9 protein-coding genes and 1 pseudogene are annotated in these 15857 nt (G+C 69.9%); 2 read left to right on the top strand and 8 right to left on the bottom strand.

The features are described from left to right. The first annotated feature begins 14 nt into the window (after positions 1–14). Complete coding sequence (locus G6N30_RS14480; RefSeq protein ID WP_134053896.1) at positions 15–1127, top strand: fatty acid desaturase family protein; 1113 nt, start codon at positions 15–17, stop codon at positions 1125–1127. A 17-nt stretch (positions 1128–1144) separates the two neighbouring features. On the opposite strand, the pseudogene narI reads toward G6N30_RS14480, so the two are convergent. The 8 genes and pseudogenes from narI to G6N30_RS14440 all read right to left on the bottom strand — a co-directional run. After that, positions 1145–1891, bottom strand: a pseudogene (narI, locus tag G6N30_RS14475) (respiratory nitrate reductase subunit gamma); the annotation flags it as partial. After that, positions 1876–2514 (bottom strand): nitrate reductase molybdenum cofactor assembly chaperone, encoded by a 639-nt coding sequence (gene narJ, locus G6N30_RS14470; protein ID WP_276027078.1) that lies wholly within the window; start codon positions 2512–2514, stop codon positions 1876–1878. The gene narJ and the pseudogene narI, both read right to left, overlap by 16 nt. 2 nt (positions 2515–2516) lie before the next feature. After that, complete coding sequence (gene narH, locus G6N30_RS14465) at positions 2517–4172, bottom strand: nitrate reductase subunit beta (protein ID WP_134053892.1); 1656 nt, start codon at positions 4170–4172, stop codon at positions 2517–2519. Continuing rightward, complete coding sequence (locus tag G6N30_RS14460; protein ID WP_163687591.1) at positions 4169–7870, bottom strand: nitrate reductase subunit alpha; 3702 nt, start codon at positions 7868–7870, stop codon at positions 4169–4171. The genes narH and G6N30_RS14460 overlap by 4 nt, the downstream gene beginning before the upstream one ends. Beyond that, the gene (locus G6N30_RS14455; protein WP_134053890.1) at positions 7867–9087 is read right to left on the bottom strand and encodes a nitrate/nitrite transporter; all 1221 of its coding nucleotides are present in this window, start codon (positions 9085–9087) and stop codon (positions 7867–7869) included. The genes G6N30_RS14460 and G6N30_RS14455 overlap by 4 nt, the downstream gene beginning before the upstream one ends. 80 nt (positions 9088–9167) lie before the next feature. Then, positions 9168–9941 carry an endonuclease VIII Nei2 gene (gene nei2 / locus G6N30_RS14450; RefSeq protein WP_134053888.1) on the bottom strand — a complete coding sequence of 258 codons (774 nt, stop codon included), beginning with the start codon at positions 9939–9941 and terminating at the stop codon, positions 9168–9170. 24 nt (positions 9942–9965) lie between these two features. Then, positions 9966–14537 carry an ATP-dependent helicase gene (locus G6N30_RS14445; protein ID WP_134053886.1) on the bottom strand — a complete coding sequence of 1524 codons (4572 nt, stop codon included), beginning with the start codon at positions 14535–14537 and terminating at the stop codon, positions 9966–9968. A gap of 63 nt (positions 14538–14600) precedes the next feature. After that, a complete protein-coding gene (locus G6N30_RS14440; protein ID WP_134053884.1) occupies positions 14601–15389 on the bottom strand; it encodes an SDR family oxidoreductase in 789 nt (262 codons plus the stop codon). Positions 15390–15465: 76 nt separating this feature from the next. Here G6N30_RS14440 and G6N30_RS14435 point away from each other — a divergent pair, with 76 nt between their 5' ends. Next, positions 15466–15843, top strand: coding sequence for a hypothetical protein (locus G6N30_RS14435; RefSeq protein ID WP_134053882.1), 378 nt, complete (start codon positions 15466–15468; stop codon positions 15841–15843). Positions 15844–15857: the final 14 nt, after the last annotated feature.

Below are 15857 nucleotides of genomic sequence, written 5' to 3'. Positions count from 1 at the left end.
AAGGGATGGAAGACATGACCGTCACTACCACCACCACTGCTCCGGCCGGCAAGGCCGTCGAGAAGACCGTCGCGGGAAAGACCGTGCGGCTGACCGCCGAACAGGTCGAGGCGTTCGGCCGCGAACTCGATGCGCTGCGCGACCGGGTGATCGCCGACCTCGGCGAACGCGACACCACCTACATCCGCAACGTCATCAAAGCGCAGCGCACCCTCGAAGTCGGTGGCCGCGCACTGCTGTTCGGCGGCGTCTTCCCCCCGTTCTGGCTCGCCGGCACGGCGATGCTCGGCCTGTCGAAGATCATCGACAACATGGAGATCGGCCACAACGTCATGCACGGCCAGTACGACTGGACCGGCGATCCGGCGTTGTCCAGCAAGAAGTTCGAGTGGGACAACGCCTGCCCGGGCGACCAGTGGCGCCACTCGCACAACTACATGCACCACACCTACACCAACATCGTCGGCATGGACCGCGACATCGGCTACGGCATCCTGCGGATGAGCGAGAGCCAGCGCTGGCAGCCGTACTTCCTCGGTAACCCGGTGTACGCGTTCCTGCTCATGGTCCTGTTCCAGTACGGCGTCGCACTGCACGAACTGGAGACCGAACGCATCCGCGCCGGAGAGATCAGCATCGCCGACAAACGCGAGATCCTGCAGGGCATCTGGCGTAAGACCAAGAGCCAGACCCTCAAGGATTACGTGGCGTTCCCCTTGCTGGCCGGACCGTTCGCGCCGTGGGTGTTCGCCGGGAACATGACCGCCAATCTGATGCGCAACGTGTGGTCGTACATGATCATCTTCTGCGGGCACTTCCCCGAAGACGTGCAGGAGTTCTCGATCGAGGAGACCAAGGCCGAGACCCGCGGCCAGTGGTACTTCCGCCAGGTGCTCGGATCGGCGAACCTCAGTGGCGGCAAGCTCTTCCACCTGCTCAGCGGCAACCTGTCCTTCCAGATCGAACACCACCTGTTCCCGGACATCCCGGCGTTCCGGCACGCCGAGATCGCACCGCAGGTGCGCGACATCTGCCGCCGCTACGGACTGCCCTACAACACCGGTCCGCTGCCGCGCCAGTTCGCCACCGTCGTGCGCAAGATCGTCAAGCTGGCGCTGCCGGGCTAGGAGTCTCGGCGCACCGGTCACCACCCGCGGCGCGGCGGATGGGTGGAGACAAGGCCGCGTCCGCCGGTGGCCTCGCGGCTGCGGTAGACGATGTAGGGCCGGAACAGGTACCCGATCGGTGCGCTGAACACGTGCACCAAGCGGGTGAACGGCCACAGGCAGAACAGCACCAGCGCGATGATCACGTGAATGTGGAACCACAACGGCGCCAACGCCATCAGGTCGCCGCGCGGCTGCAGCATCCAGATCGACCGGAACCACGGCGACACGGTCTGGCGGTAGTCGTGCTCGGCGCCGACGGGGGTGGCGCCGATCAACGTGCACGCCAGTCCCGCGACGATCGCCAACACCAGCACCAGGTACATGATCTTGTCGTTGACGGTGGTGGCCATGAAGACCGGGCCGGTGGTGCGCCGCCGGTACACCAGCAGCGCGATCCCCGCCAGCGTGGTGACACCGGCGATGGTGCCCAGCACCAGCGATTGGACGTGGTAGGCATGGTCGCTCACTCCGATTGCGGAGGTCCAGGATTCCGGGATCACCAACCCGATGAGGTGACCGACGATGACGACGAGGATGCCGAAGTGGAACATCGGGCTGCCGATCCGCAGCAGCCGCGACTCGTACAGCTGCGACGAGCGGGTGGTCCAGCCGAACTTGTCATAGCGGTAGCGCCACCAGATGCCGATCGCGACCGTCGCGAGCGTGACGTACGGGGCCACGTCCCAGAAGATCTCCCACCCGGACATCAGACTTCCGTCTCTCCCCGCCGCGGTGGCACCGTCAGCGTGAACGGTTGCAGGCCGACGGCTTCGGCGGGCGGCCCCGCAGCGGCGAGCCGCTGCGCGCGGCGCATCTCCGTGTCGGTGGCTGCCGGAAGAGTGGCCAGCACCGCCGCGACGGTCGATGCGTACGGCGAGTGCACCTCGGCCAGCGCGCCGTGCAGCACGTCGATCGGGACCCGGTGCTCGGCGAGCAGCCGCCGGCCCGCCGCGGGGTCGACGGTGGCGGCGAACTCCAGCACCACCGGCAGATGGTCGGGCGCCTCGTCGCAGGGCGGCGCCACCCCAGCGTCTCGGTAGGCCGCGGCGAACGCGAGCATCGCGTTGCCGCGGTCCCTGGTGTCACCGGCCGTCCAGTAGGTCAGGTACATGCTGGCGCGCCTGCGCATGTCGAAGGTCTCCACGTAGTGCTGCGCGGCCTGCAGCGGATCGAGTGCCCGCAGCGCCGCCAGCGTGGAGGAAAGCTGTTCGCGGCCAGGGCCGTCGAGATGGGCCAGCAGTTCACCGGCGTTGGCGAGGCGGTCCTCGTCGGGATAGCTCAGCAGCAGCGATGCGCACTGCCACAGCAGCCGGTCGGTCAGATCGGACCTCGGGCGGACGCGCAGCCTCACCGTGGGCCCCCCTCGCCGGGGAACATCCCCGTCGGCGTGCCGCGACCGTCCCAGTTGAGCAGGTTGACCCGCGACGGGCGCGCCTCGTTGGCCGCCATGCCCTCGGTGGTCTGCCGGTGCTGCAGGGCGTGGAAGGTCTCCACCGCGACCGGCACCGGTTGCCCGCTGGCCTCCCCGAACGGCCCCGACTCGTACATCCCCGGACCGCCGTCGAACGACAGCGAGCAGCCCGGCGGTTCCTCGACCGAGTGCGGGTCCACCGCGTACGCCGTCGGGATCACGTAGCGCTCCTCGTATTTCGCCAGCGCCAACAGCCGGTACATCCCGTAGATCTGCTCCTCGGTCATGCCGACCGCCTGCGGGATGTGCGGCTGCGTCTCGCGGCCCAGGTTGATGTCGCGCATGTAGGACCGCATGGCCGCCAGCCGCCGCAGCACCGCCTCGACCGGGGCCGGGTCGCCCGCGGTGAACAGCCCGGCGAGGTATTGGATCGGGATGCGCAGCGCCTCCAGCGCACCGAACAGGTTGCCCACGTCCTCGCCGTCGTGGCCGTCCCTGCTGACCGCGTCGACGACCGGTGACAGCGGCGGGATGTACCAGACCATCGGCACGGTGCGGAACTCCGGATGCAGCGGCAGCGCCACCCCGTAGGTCTGGATCAGCGCGTACACCGGTGACCGCTGGGCGGCCTCGATCCATTCGTCGGAGATGCCCTCGGCGCGGGCGTTCGCGATCACCTCGGGATCGTTGGGGTCCAACAGGATCGACCTGTGCGCCTCGTAGAGGTCGGTCTCCTGCTCCACCGACGCCACCTCGGTCACCCGGTCGACGTCGTAGAGCACCAGCCCCAGGTAGCGCAGCCGGCCCACACACGTCTCCGAGCACACGGTGGGCAGCCCCACCTCGATGCGCGGGTAACACAGCGTGCACTTCTCGGCCTTGCCGGTCTTGTGGTTGAAGTACACCTTCTTGTACGGACAGCCCGATACGCACATCCGCCAGCCCCGGCAGCGGTCCTGGTCGACGAGCACCACCCCGTCCTCGCTGCGCTTGTACATCGCGCCCGACGGACACGACGCCACACACGACGGGTTGAGGCAGTGCTCGCAGATGCGCGGCAGATAGAACATGAAGGTCTGTTCCAGCTCGAGCCGGACCTTCTCGCTGACCTTGGCGAGCACCGGATCGCCCGGCACGATCTGCGGTGAGCCGCCGAGGTTGTCGTCCCAGTTCGCCGACCATTCGACCTTCATCGGCTCACCGCTGATCAGGCTGCGCGGCTTGGCCACCGGCATGTGCTCACCGAGCGGCGCGGTGGTCAGGGTCTCGTAGTCGTAGGTCCACGGTTCGTAGTAGTCGTTGATGCTGGGCAGCTTCGGGTTGGCGAAGATCCGCAGCAGCTTGGAGAACCGGCCGCCGTCACGCAGTCGCAGCCGGCCGCGCCGGTCGCGGACCCAGCCGCCGCGCCACCGCTCCTGATCCTCGTAGGTGCGCGGATAGCCCTGTCCGGGGCGGGTTTCGACGTTGTTGAACCACACGTACTCGGTGCCGGACCGGTTCGTCCAGGCCTGTTTGCAGGTCACCGAGCAGGTGTGGCAGCCGATGCACTTGTCGAGGTTCATCACCATCGCCATCTGTGCCATGACCTTCACTGGTAGACCACCTCCTGCGACCGCCGCCGCACCACGGTCACCTCGTCGCGTTGATTGCCCGTGGGGCCGAGGTAGTTGAAGGCGAAGGCCGTCTGTGCGTAGCCACCGGCGAGGTGGCTCGGTTTGAGCAGCAGCCTGGTCAGCGAGTTGTGGATGCCGCCCCGGTTGCCCGTCGTCTCGGTCAGTGGCACGTCGATGACCCGCTCCTGGGCGTGGTAGACGAACACCACCCCGTCGGGCATCCGGTGGCTGACGATCGCCCGGCACACCAGCACGCCGTTGCGGTTCACCGCCTCCACCCAGTCGTTGTCCGCCGCACCGATCTTGGCGGCGTCGCCCGGGCTCATCCACATGGTCGGCCCGCCGCGCGACAGCGACAGCATGAACAGGTTGTCCTGGTACTCCGAGTGGATCGACCACTTGGAGTGCGGGGTCAGGTAACGCACGGTCAGTCCCACCCCTTCACTACCCAGTTCGGGTTCCCCGAACAGCCGGTGGATGTCCAGTGGCGGCCGGTAGATCGGCAACTGCTCGCCGAGTTCCTCGAGCCAGTCGTGATCGAGGTAGAAGTGCATCCGGCCGGTCAGCGTGTGAAAAGGCTTGAGCTCCTCGATGTTCACCGTGAACGGGGCGTAGCGGCGGCCGCCGGTCTCACTGCCCGACCATTCCGGGCTGGTGATCACCGGCACCGGTCGCGCCTGGGCGTCGGCGTAGGTGATCCGGCGTTCCTCGCTGCCGCCGGCGAGGTGACCCAGCGGCCGGCCGGTGCGCCGACTCAGCTGTTCGAAGCCCTCGACCGCCAGCCGCCCGTTGGACGTGCCCGACAGGGCCAGGATCACATCGGCCATCCGTTCGGCCGTGGTGATCGCCGGACGCCCCGCCGCCGGACCCGAGCTCAGCACGCCGAACTTCGCGGCGAGCTCACCGACCTCCTTGTCGGGATGGGTGGTGATGCCCTTCGTCGTCAGGCCCAGCCGCTCGACCAGCGGACCCAGCGTCGCCCACTTGTCGGCGATCGCCGTGTAGTCGCGTTCCACCACCGCGATCGGCCCCATGGTCTTGCCGGGCACCGGGGTGTCGCCGGTGGCGCGCCAATCCCGCTGTGTGCCGGACGGATACGACATGGCCGCCGGGGTGTCGTGCTGCAGCGCTCCGAGCACGACGTCGGTGCGAGTGCCCAGGTGCGTCTTCGCCATGGCGGAGAACGCCAGCGCGATCGCGCGGAACGCCTCGAAATCGGAGCGGGTCTCCCACGGCGGGTCGATCGCCGGGGTGAACGCATGCACGTAGGGGTGCATGTCGGTGGTGTTCAGGTCGGCTTTCTCGTACCAGGTGGCCGCAGGGAGGACGACGTCGGAGAGCAGCGTGGTCGAGGTCATGCGGAAGTCGATCGACATCAGCAGGTCGAGCTTGCCGTCGGGGATCTCCCCGGATTCGTCGAGTCGCCAGGTGATGTCGGTGGGACGCAGGTGTTCCGGGGTGGCGGTGGCCTGCAGGTTGGAGGTGGTGCCGAGCAGGTGGCGCAGGAAGTACTCGTTGCCCTTGCTCGACGAGCCGAGCAGGTTGGCGCGCCACACGTCGAGCACCCGGGGCCAGTTCGCCGGATCATCGGGATCGGTGACCGCCAACCTCAGTTCGCCCGAACCCAATTGCTCCGCAACGTAATCCGGGATGTCGCGGCCGGCGGCGCGGGCCTCGTCGGCGACGTCGAGGCTGGACCGGTCGAACTGCGGGTAGAACGGCATCCAGCCCATCGCCGCCGACGCGGCCAGCACGTCCATCGTGTGCTTGCCGGTGAACCGGCCGCGACCGGTGGGGCTGGCCAGTGCGTCGGCGCGGTACCCGTCGTAGCGCCACTGGTCGGTGTGCACATACCAGTACGAGGTGCCGGGCATCTGCCGCGGGGGACGCGCCCAATCGCCGGCCATCGCCATCGTCGACCAACCGGTGACCGGACGGCACTTCTCCTGCCCCACGTAGTGCGCCCACCCGCCGCCGTTGCGACCCATCGAACCGGTGAGGATCAGCATCGCCAGCACCGCGCGGTACGTGGCGTCTCCGTGGAACCACTGGCAGATGCCTGCACCCATGATGATCATCGAGCGACCACCGGATTCTTCGGCGTTGCGGGCGAATTCACGGGCCACCCGGATGGCCTGGGCGGCCGACACCCCGGTGATCGCCTCCTGCCACGCCGGGGTGTAGGGGCGGTCCGGATCGTCGTAGCCGGTCGGCCAGTCGCCGGGCAGTCCCGGCCGCGCCACCCCGTACTGGGCGAGCATCAGATCGAAGACGGTGCACACCAGGTGCTCACCGACCCGGCGCACCGGCACGCCGCGCAGGAGGGCCTCCCCGTGCCCGTCGACGGTGTCGAAGCGGGGCAGGGTGATCGCCGCGACCTCGCCGCCGTCGGCGGCCACCGTCAGCGCAGGCGCGATGTCGCCGAGGTCGAGGTTCCACTTGCCGACGCCGCTGTCACCGAAGCGGAATCCCAGCGAACCGGCCGGCACGGTGACGGTTCCGGTCGCCCCGTCGAGCAGCGCCGGTTTGAACGCGGCGTTCTCCTGGCCGCTCTCGTCGTCGCCCAGATCCGCTGCCGTCAGGTTCTTTCCCGGCACCAACGTGCCGTCGCGGTTCTCGAGTTTCACCAGGAACGGCAGGTCGGTGTACTGGCGCACGTAGTCGACGAATGCCGGGACCCGTTTGCCGACAAAGCATTCGGAGAGGATGACGTGACCCATCGCCATCGCCAGCGCGCCGTCCGTGCCCGCCGCGCACGGCATCCACTCGTCGGCGAACTTGGTGTTGTCGGCGAAATCGGGGCTCACCGAAACGATCTTGGTGCCGCGGTAACGCACCTCGGTCATCCAGTGCGCGTCCGGTGTGCGGGTGACCGGCACGTTCGAACCCCACATCATCAGGTACGACGCATCCCACCAGTCCCCGGATTCGGGGACGTCGGTCTGGTCGCCGAAGACCTGGGGGGAGGCCACCGGGAGATCGGCGTACCAGTCGTAGAACGACGTCATCGCACCACCGATCAGCTCGACGAAGCGCGAACCGGCCGCATGGCTGACCATCGACATGGCCGGGATGGGCGAGAACCCGGCCACCCGGTCCGGACCGTAGGTCTTGATGGTGTGGACATGGGCGGCGGCGATCATCTCGGCGGCCTCGGCCCAGGTGACCCGGACCAGCCCACCCTTACCGCGGGCCCGCTGGTAGCGCCTGCGCCGCTCCGGATCGGCCTGGATGTCGGCCCAGGCCAGCACCGGATCGGTCAACCGCGCCTTGGCTTCCCGGTACATCTCGACCAGGACACCGCGGGCGTAGGGATAGCGCACCCGCGTGGGCGAATAGGTGTACCAGGAGAACGCCGCGCCACGCGGGCAGCCGCGCGGCTCGTACTCGGGCCGGTCCGGCCCGACCGACGGATAGTCGGTCTCCTGCGTCTCCCACGTGATGATGCCGTCTTTGACGTAGACCTTCCACGAACACGACCCGGTGCAGTTCACCCCGTGGGTGGAGCGCACCACCTTGTCGTGACTCCAACGGTCGCGGTAGAACACGTCGCCTTCGCGACCGCCGCGGCGGGTGACCGTGCGTAGGTCGTCGGAGAATTCGCCGGGGGTGAAGAATCGGCCGCTGCGCTCCAGCAGCTCCTCGACCATCCCGCCGGTGCGAGGGGGGCTGCTCACGTCGGGGTCTCCTTCGGTTGTGGCTCGTGGGCGTGCAAGCGCAGGGCGGTGTACGTCAGCGCGATCAGCGCGGTGGCCACCAGCAGGAGCAGCCCGACGGTGTAGTCGTTGTCGACGGGGTCATAGGTCCCGCCCATCACCAGCGGCGGGAAGTACCCGCCGAGCCCGCCTGCGGCGGCGACGATCCCGGTGATCGAGCCCACCGACTGCGCGGGGGAGCGGCGCGCCACCCAGGCGAACACGCCGCCGGTGCCGATGCCCAGGAACACCGCCAGGGTGATGAACGTGGCGGCCGACCACAGGTCCGGCGGCGGCTGGAGCACCGCGACGAGCGCGAGGGCCGCAGTCCCGGCGAAGGAGGCCAGCACGACGTACTTGGGCGCGACCCGGTCCGCGAGCGCGCCGCCCACCGGCCGGGCCAGGACGGCGGCCAACGCGAATCCGGCGGTGCGGGCGCCGGCGTCGACCGCGGAGAAGCCGTAGACGGTCTTGATGTAGGTGGGCAGGTAGTTGCTGAACGCGACGAAACCGCCGAACACGACCGCGTAGAGGAACGACATCTCCCATGTGACACGGAGTTTGGCGGCCGCCTTGAGTTTCGGCAGCACCGCATCGGTGTTGGGGGTGAAGTGCGGGGAATCGTGCATGGCGACCAGGCAGAGCACCGCGGTGAGCGCGAGCGCGACGGCGACGACCACGTGGGTGGTGAACAAGCCGAACCAGTTGACGAAGCGCGGGGTGAAGAACGCCGACAGGGCGGTGCCGACCATGCCCATCCCGAAGACGCCGGTGGCGAAACCGCGGCGGGACGCCTCGTACCAGTGGTTGGCGAACGGGATCCCGACGGCGAAGATGGTGCCCGCGATCCCGAGAAAGAAGCCGAACACCAGCAGCATCGGATACGAGCCTGCCGAACCGGCGGCCCCGACCGCCAGCACCGGGACGATCGACGCGAGCGAGATCGCGATGAACATCGCCCGGCCGCCGAAGCGGTCGGTCAGTGAGCCCACGACGATGCGGCCCAGAGAGCCGACCAGGATCGGCGTGGCCACCAGCATCGAGGCCTGCGTGCTGCTCAGCGAGAGGCCACCGGCGTAGGTGGTCGACAGCGGGCCGATCATGTTCCAGGCCCAGAAGTTGATCGCCGAAACCCACGTCGCCAGCGCCAGGTTCACACCCCGACGTGCGCCTGTGTCCGGCGTTGTGGCCGTGCTCACCCATACCAGGGAACCACCCGTCGGTGGCACTCACATGGAATTGCGGAAAACTTCTGCGGCGAAAGACGGTGGCCGCGCGGTCAGCGCTGACAGTGCGGGCACCAGTACGTGACCCGGTCGCCGTTGCCGTCACGCATGATCGGTGTGCCGCAGCGGCGGCACGGTTTTCCGGCCCGCCCGTACACCCACACGTCGCGGCCAGGACGGGTGTCACCGGTCGTGGTGCGGTTCCAGCGAGATCGGTTGAGCCACAGCATGTCCCGAGCGCGTTGCACCATCCGCAGCGGATCCTTGACGGCCCCCACCGGTGCGGTCGGCAGGTGCCCGGTGACGAAGCACAGCTCGTTCGCGTAGACGTTGCCGACGCCGGCCATGATTCGCTGGTCCAGCAGTGCCTCGGACAATCGGCGGTCCGGATCGGCGGCGAGGTTCTGCGCCGCGATGCGGGGCTCCCAATCGTCCCCGAGCAGGTCGGGTCCCAGATGGGCGACGGCGTCCATGTCGTTCTCGCGGTCGAGGATCTCCAGGACGCCGAGATCGATGCCCACGGCCTGCACCGCCTGCTCACCGGCGCCGGCCTCGAGGATGATCCGGATGCGGTACCCGGCCCGGCTGGGGCACGAGGCGGGGACGACCTTCCAGCTGCCCTCCATCTTCAGATGGGAGTGAATGCTGGCCGGCCCGACCCGGATGAACAGGTGCTTACCGCGGCTGAGCACCTCGTCGACGACGTGACCGGTGAGATCGACGGTGGCGTAGCGCGGAACGCGGACATCGCAGCGGGTCAGCGTCTTGCCCTCGAGCCCTTCGCGCAGCGCGGTGGCGGTGCGGTAGACGGTGTCTCCCTCAGGCACCGGTCACCTCCTCCGCACGCGTGCTCACCGCAACCGCAGACCGCGCGGAGTGCGGGTGAACCCCGCACCGGTCAACGCGTCGTGCACAGTGGCGCGCACCCCGCCCTGGGCGGGTTCCAGCACCGCCACGCCGTTGACCTTCTCGACCAGCAACGACTGCACCCGCCCGCGGCTCACCAGATCGGCCAGCGCCGCCGCGGCCGCCAGCTGGGCGTCGGCGTCGTCGGTGAAGCTCAGCAGGGACCGGCCGCCCCGCTCGAGGAACCAGGCGAGCTCGCCGTCGACCAGCGCCACCAGCGCGCCGGCCTTGCGGCCGGGGCGGTGTGAACCCTCGGCCTCGCCGTCGGCGGTGCGCGTGGGCCAGCCGAGCGCCGCGCCGTAGGGGTTGGCCGGATCGGCGGCGGCGAGCACCACGGCGTGGTACTCCCGGCGTTCCTGGTCGACCTCGTCGAGGTACGTCCGCAACCGGTCCACGGTCGAGGCCACCGCGAACTGGGCGCCGCCCAGTGATTCGACGAAGTAACCGCGCTGGCAGCGGCCGGCCTCCTCGAACGCGGTCAGCACCTTGTAGAGCATCGCGAAACCGCCGGGCACCCCCTCGGATGCCGCCGCGCCCTTGGTGAGCACACCGTAGCGGTTGAGCAGCAGTTCGGCCGTGAAGTGTGCGCGCACAGTGGAATCCGGTTCGGCGGCGGGTAACGCCGACCAGCGGCCGGCCACCGTCGGGTCGCTCGCGCGGGTCTGCGCGTGCGCGATGCTGTAACTGCTCAACCGCGGCGGCCGGGCCCGCTGCCGGTGCGCGGGCGCCCCGCGTCTACCGGTGGAGCGCCGGCTGCCCGCAAGCATCGCACGCACCGGGGCAAAGGTGTCGCCGGTGACCCAACCGCCCCAGATCAGTTCCCACAGTGCGGTTTTGAACTCTTCCGAGTCGGTGGCGGCGAGCTGCCGGAAGAAGTAAGCGCCACCGGCCCCGAGGGTCTCCATGATGGTCCGGTGGGTGTCGGTGAACTCGAGTTCGACCGGTGCGGTCAGCGTCAACGGTGCCGAGTCGGCGTGGTGGAAGGCGATCCAGCCGTCGCCACCGCCGATCTGACCCGCACCCGACCACATGATCTCGCCGCTGGCCAGCAGTTCGTCGAGCATCGCGGGCTGGTAGTCGCGCACCCGCTGCGACAACACCAGCGGTTCGACCGCAGAGGCCGGAATCGGCAGACCCGCGATCTGGTCGAGCGCCGCGGCCAGCCCGTCCACCCCCGCGCTGTGCGTCGATCCGACGTGCTGCCAGGCCGGCAGGAACCGGGCGTAGGCCGTGGTGCTGACCGGCTCCACCTGCGCGCGCAGCGCCGCGAGCGAGCGCCGCCGCAGGATCTTGAGGACGTCGCCGTCACACCACTGCTCACTGCCCGCGGGGTCGCCGGGCGGGGCGTCGGTGAACTCACCCCGCACCAGCCGTCCGTCGACCGCGAGCCGCCCCAGTACGTCGGCGGTGACCCGCAGGCCGAGCCCGAACCGCGCGGCCGCCTCAGCGGTGGTGAACGGGCCGTGGGTGCGCGCGTAACGGCCGATCAGCTCGCCGAGCGGGTCGACCACCGGATCGAGGAACGAGATCGGGACCCCGACCGGGACCGCGATGCCCACGCCGTCGCGCAGCAGACCGACGTCCTCGATCGCGACCCACCAGGTGGCCCCGGCGAACGACACGGTCAGCACCCGCTTCGCCGCCAGCAGACCCTCGAGCCACCCGCCGACGTCCTCGGTGGTCGCCCGTTCGGCGATCTCCTCGGTGGTCAGCGGCCCAAGCAGCCGCAGCAGGTCGGCGACGCCCTCGGCGTCGCGCGCGCGCCGGTCCTCCGCGAGGTGCTGCAGCTGACGTGCGGTGGCGGCGATGACGTCGGCGTCGAGCAGCTCACGCAGCTCGACCCGGCCCAGCAGTTCGGCGAGCAACGTGCTGTCCAACGACAGTGCGGCCGCGCGGCGTTCGGCCAGCGGGCTGTCGCCCTCGTACATGAACGCACCCACGTAGCCGAACAGCAGCGACGCCGCGAACGGCGACGGCGTCGTCGTCTCCACCTCGACCACCCGCAGCCTGCGCTGGGCGATCCGGTGCATCAGCTCCACCAGGGCCGGCACGTCGTACACGTCCTGCAGGCATTCCCGGACCGCTTCGAGCACGATCGGAAAGTCCGGGTACTTGCGGGCGACGTCGAGCAGTTGGGCGGCGCGCTGGCGCTGATGCCACAGCGGTGACCGCTTACCGGGGTGGCGCCGCGGCAGCAGCAGCGCGCGCGCCGCGCATTCGCGGAACCGCGAGGCGAACAGCGCCGACCCGCCGACCTCGGCGGTGACGATCGGTTCGATCTCCTCGGGGTCGAAGACGAACAGCTCGGCGAACGACACGGCGCCGCCCGATTCGAAGTCGGTGTCGGGCAATCGCACGATGATGCCGTCGTCGGACGCGGTCGGCTTCTCGTCGATGCCGTAGCGCTCCCGCAGGCGGCGCCCGATCGCCAGTGCGAGCGGCCCGTGCACGCGAAGGCCGTAGGGGGAGTGCAGGATGATCCGCCAGTCGCCGAGTTCGTCGCGGAACCGCTCGACGACGAACGTGGTGTCGGTGGGCACCGTGCCGGTGGCCTGCCGCTGATCGTCGAGCAGCCGGTAGAGGTTGTCGGTGGCGTAGTCGTTGAAACCCATGGTGCGGCAGCGCTCGGCGAACGCATCGGCGCCGAGCGCGGACAGCTCTCCGGTGAAGGCGCCGACCGCCGCGCCGAGTTCGGCGGGCCGGCCCACCCCGTCGCCCCGCCAGAACGGCAACCGCGCCGGCTGACCCGGCGCCGGGATCACCAGGACCCGGTCGTGGGTGATCTCGGTGATCCGCCAGCTCGTCGCACCGAGTGAGATCACGTCGCTCGGCCGCGACTCGTACACCATCTCCTCGTCGAGTTCGCCCACACGCGACGGCTTCTCGGAGTCGGTGGCGAGGTAGACGGTGAACATCCCGCGATCGGGGATCGCACCGCCGGAGGTGACGGCGAGCCGCTGCGCCCCCGGCCGCGCGGTCAGCGTGCCGCCGTCGCGGTCGTACACCAGCCGCGGCCGCAGTTCGGCGAACTCGGTGGACGGATACTTGCCCGAGAGCAGGTCGAGCGTCGCCTCGAACGCGCTGCGCGGCAGGGTCGCGAACGGTGCGCTGCGCCGCACCGCGTCGAACCAGCGGTCGGCGTCGAGCGGTTCGAGTGCCGCGGCCGCGACGGTGTGCTGAGCCAGCACGTCGAGCGGGTTGGCCGGCACCTTCATGGTCTCGATCTGGCCGGCGAGCATGCGCTGCACGGTGACCGCACAGCCGATCAGGTCCGTACGGTGCTTCGGGAACAGCACCCCCTGGGAGATCTCGCCGACCTGGTGGCCGGCCCGGCCCACTCGCTGCAGGCCGCTGGCCACCGACGGCGGCGTCTCGACCTGGATGACCAGGTCGACCGCACCCATGTCGATGCCCAGTTCCAGGCTGGACGTCGCGACGACGGCCTTGAGCCGCCCGCTCTTGAGGTCGTCCTCGACCAGCGCGCGCTGTTCCTTGCTGACCGACCCATGGTGGGCCTTCGCGAGCAGCGGTTCGGCGCCGAAGGACTGGCCGCTGCCCATGAGCTGCGCGGGCGCGCCGCCGCCGACGCGATCGTTGCGGCCGTCGAGTTCGATGCCCGTGCGCTCGGCATGGATCTCGTTGAGGCGCGAGGTCAACCGCTCGGCGAGCCGTCGGGAGTTCGCGAACACGATGGAGGAGCGGTGCGCCTCGATCAGGTCGACGATCTGCTCCTCGACGTCGGGCCAGATGGTGTTGTTCTCCAAGTCCGCCATGTCGGGCACCGGGACCTGTACCGACAGGTCGAACGTCTTGGCCGCCGGCGGCGCGACGATCGTCGCAGGTGCGTGACCCGACAGGAACCGCGCGACCTCCTCGGGCGGGCGGACCGTCGCGGACAGGCCGATGCGCTGGGCGGGCCGCTCGAGGAGCTGGTCGAGCCGTTCCAGAGACAGCGCCAGATGGGCACCGCGTTTGGTGGCGGCCAGCGCGTGCACCTCGTCGACGATCACGGTCTGCACCTCGGCGAGGGTGTCGCGCGCCGCCGAGGTCAGCATGAGGAACAGCGACTCGGGCGTGGTGATCAGGATGTCGGGCGGCCGCGTGACCAGTTCCCGGCGCTGCGCCGGGGTGGTGTCCCCGGAGCGGACGCCGACGCTGATGTTCGGCGCCTGCTCGCCGTTGCGTTCGGCGATCCGCGCGATGCCGGTCAGCGGGGTGCGCAGGTTGCGTTCCACGTCGACGGCGAGCGCCTTGAGCGGTGACACGTACAGCACCCGGGTGCCGGCGCCCGGCGGGCGGGGTTCGGAGGACGCCAGCCGATCGATGGCCCACAGGAACGCCGCCAGTGTCTTGCCCGACCCGGTGGGCGCGATCACCAGGGTGTTGTCGCCGTCGGCGATCGCCGACCAGGCTTGGGACTGCGCCGGAGTCGGTTCGACGAACGTGCCCGCGAACCACTCCCGGGTCAGTGGGCTGAACCGGGATAGGCCGTCGGCGGCGGGCGGGTGCTTCGTCATCCCCTCCATGGTGACAACTCCCACCGACAAAGGCGGCGCGGCGCCGTTACGCCGAGGGTGAAGCTACCCGCGCAGTGACCGCTGGTAGCGCTGCATCCCGGCGATCCACCGGTCGTGATCGGCGACCTTGCCGGCCAGCATGTCGCGCACCTCGGGATGGGGGAGCACCAGGAAACGCCCGTCGCGGACCGCGGCGACGGTCTGGTCGGCGACCTCGCGCGCGCTGAGCACGGCGCCGGCCATCACCACCGAGTTCGCCCCCAGCTGCACGGCGGGATCGTCCGAATCCCGGATCGCCGACAGCAGCGCGGTGTCGACGCCCATCGGACACACGCAGGTCACGCCGATGCCGTCGTCGCCGTAGGTGACCGCGAGCCATTCGGCGAAGCCCACCGCCGCGTGTTTGGTCACCGCGTAACCCGCGTCGCCGATCTGGGTGAGCAGGCCGGCGGCCGACGCCACGGCGACGAAATGGCCGCGGCCGCGCGCCTGCCACTGCGGGACCACCAACCGGGCCGCACGGATGTGGGCGCGCAGGTTCACCTCGAGGATGCGGTCCCAGTCCGCTTCGCCGCCGAGGCCGGGTGCGCCCACGACCCCGGCGTTGGCGACGAAGACGTCGACCGGTTCGGCGACCATCGCCGCGATGTCGTCGGCCGAACTCGCGTCGGCGTGCAGAGCCGTGACGGTGGCTCCCTCGGCCGCGAGACGGTCGGCGGTGGCGGCCAGCCCCTCGTCGTCGATGTCGCCGAGCACCAGGCGCGCGCCGGCGGCGGCGAAGGATTCCGCGAGCGCGCGCCCGATTCCCGACCCCGCCCCGGTGATCGCCACGACCGTGTTGTCGATGTCCATGAGTCGATCCTGCCGAATCCGAATGGTGCGCTCGCAGGCCGGGTAGCCACAGGTTGTCGAAGGAAAGGCGGGAGCCATGAACATCGTCGAAGGGGCGGTCCGGTTGGTCGCCGAGGCCGCCAACGCCACCACGGCAGCGGCCGGCGCGGTGGGCGGAGCGGCTGTCAACGGCATCGTCGGAGGCGTGCAGGGCGCGGCGAGCGGAGCGCGCCGCGGATTGAGCAGCGGCAGTCATTCCACACCGGCGGCGTTGCTGACCATGGGTGCGGTGGGCGCCGCGGGGCTGGTCGAATGGCCGGTGCTGGCCGCGGTCGGCGGGACGGCACTGCTGGTCCGCGGGCTCGACAGGAACGGCGACGCGACGGCCGAGCCCGCGCAGAGGCCGTCGGGTTCGCCGGGCGGTCCGCGTAAGGGCTCGGCGGCGCGTAAGAAAACCGTCACCGGCCGGCCCTGAACGCCGCGCGTAAC

It is taken from the genome of Mycolicibacterium litorale (genome assembly GCF_010731695.1).
GTDB classification, from domain to species: domain Bacteria; phylum Actinomycetota; class Actinomycetes; order Mycobacteriales; family Mycobacteriaceae; genus Mycobacterium; species Mycobacterium litorale.
The sequence above is the reverse complement of the archived record's forward strand: the minus strand, read 5'-3'. Positions and strand labels throughout refer to the sequence as shown.

What these genes read in the sequence shown, in the direction of transcription:
- G6N30_RS14480 (WP_134053896.1), top strand. Translation starts at nt 15, where the DNA reads ATGACCGTCACTACCACCACCACTGCTCCGGCCGGCAAGGCCGTCGAG.
- G6N30_RS14445 (WP_134053886.1), bottom strand. Translation starts at nt 14,537, where the DNA reads ATGACGAAGCACCCGCCCGCCGCCGACGGCCTATCCCGGTTCAGCCCA.
- G6N30_RS14440 (WP_134053884.1), bottom strand. Translation starts at nt 15,389, where the DNA reads ATGGACATCGACAACACGGTCGTGGCGATCACCGGGGCGGGGTCGGGA.
- G6N30_RS14435 (WP_134053882.1), top strand. Translation starts at nt 15,466, where the DNA reads ATGAACATCGTCGAAGGGGCGGTCCGGTTGGTCGCCGAGGCCGCCAAC.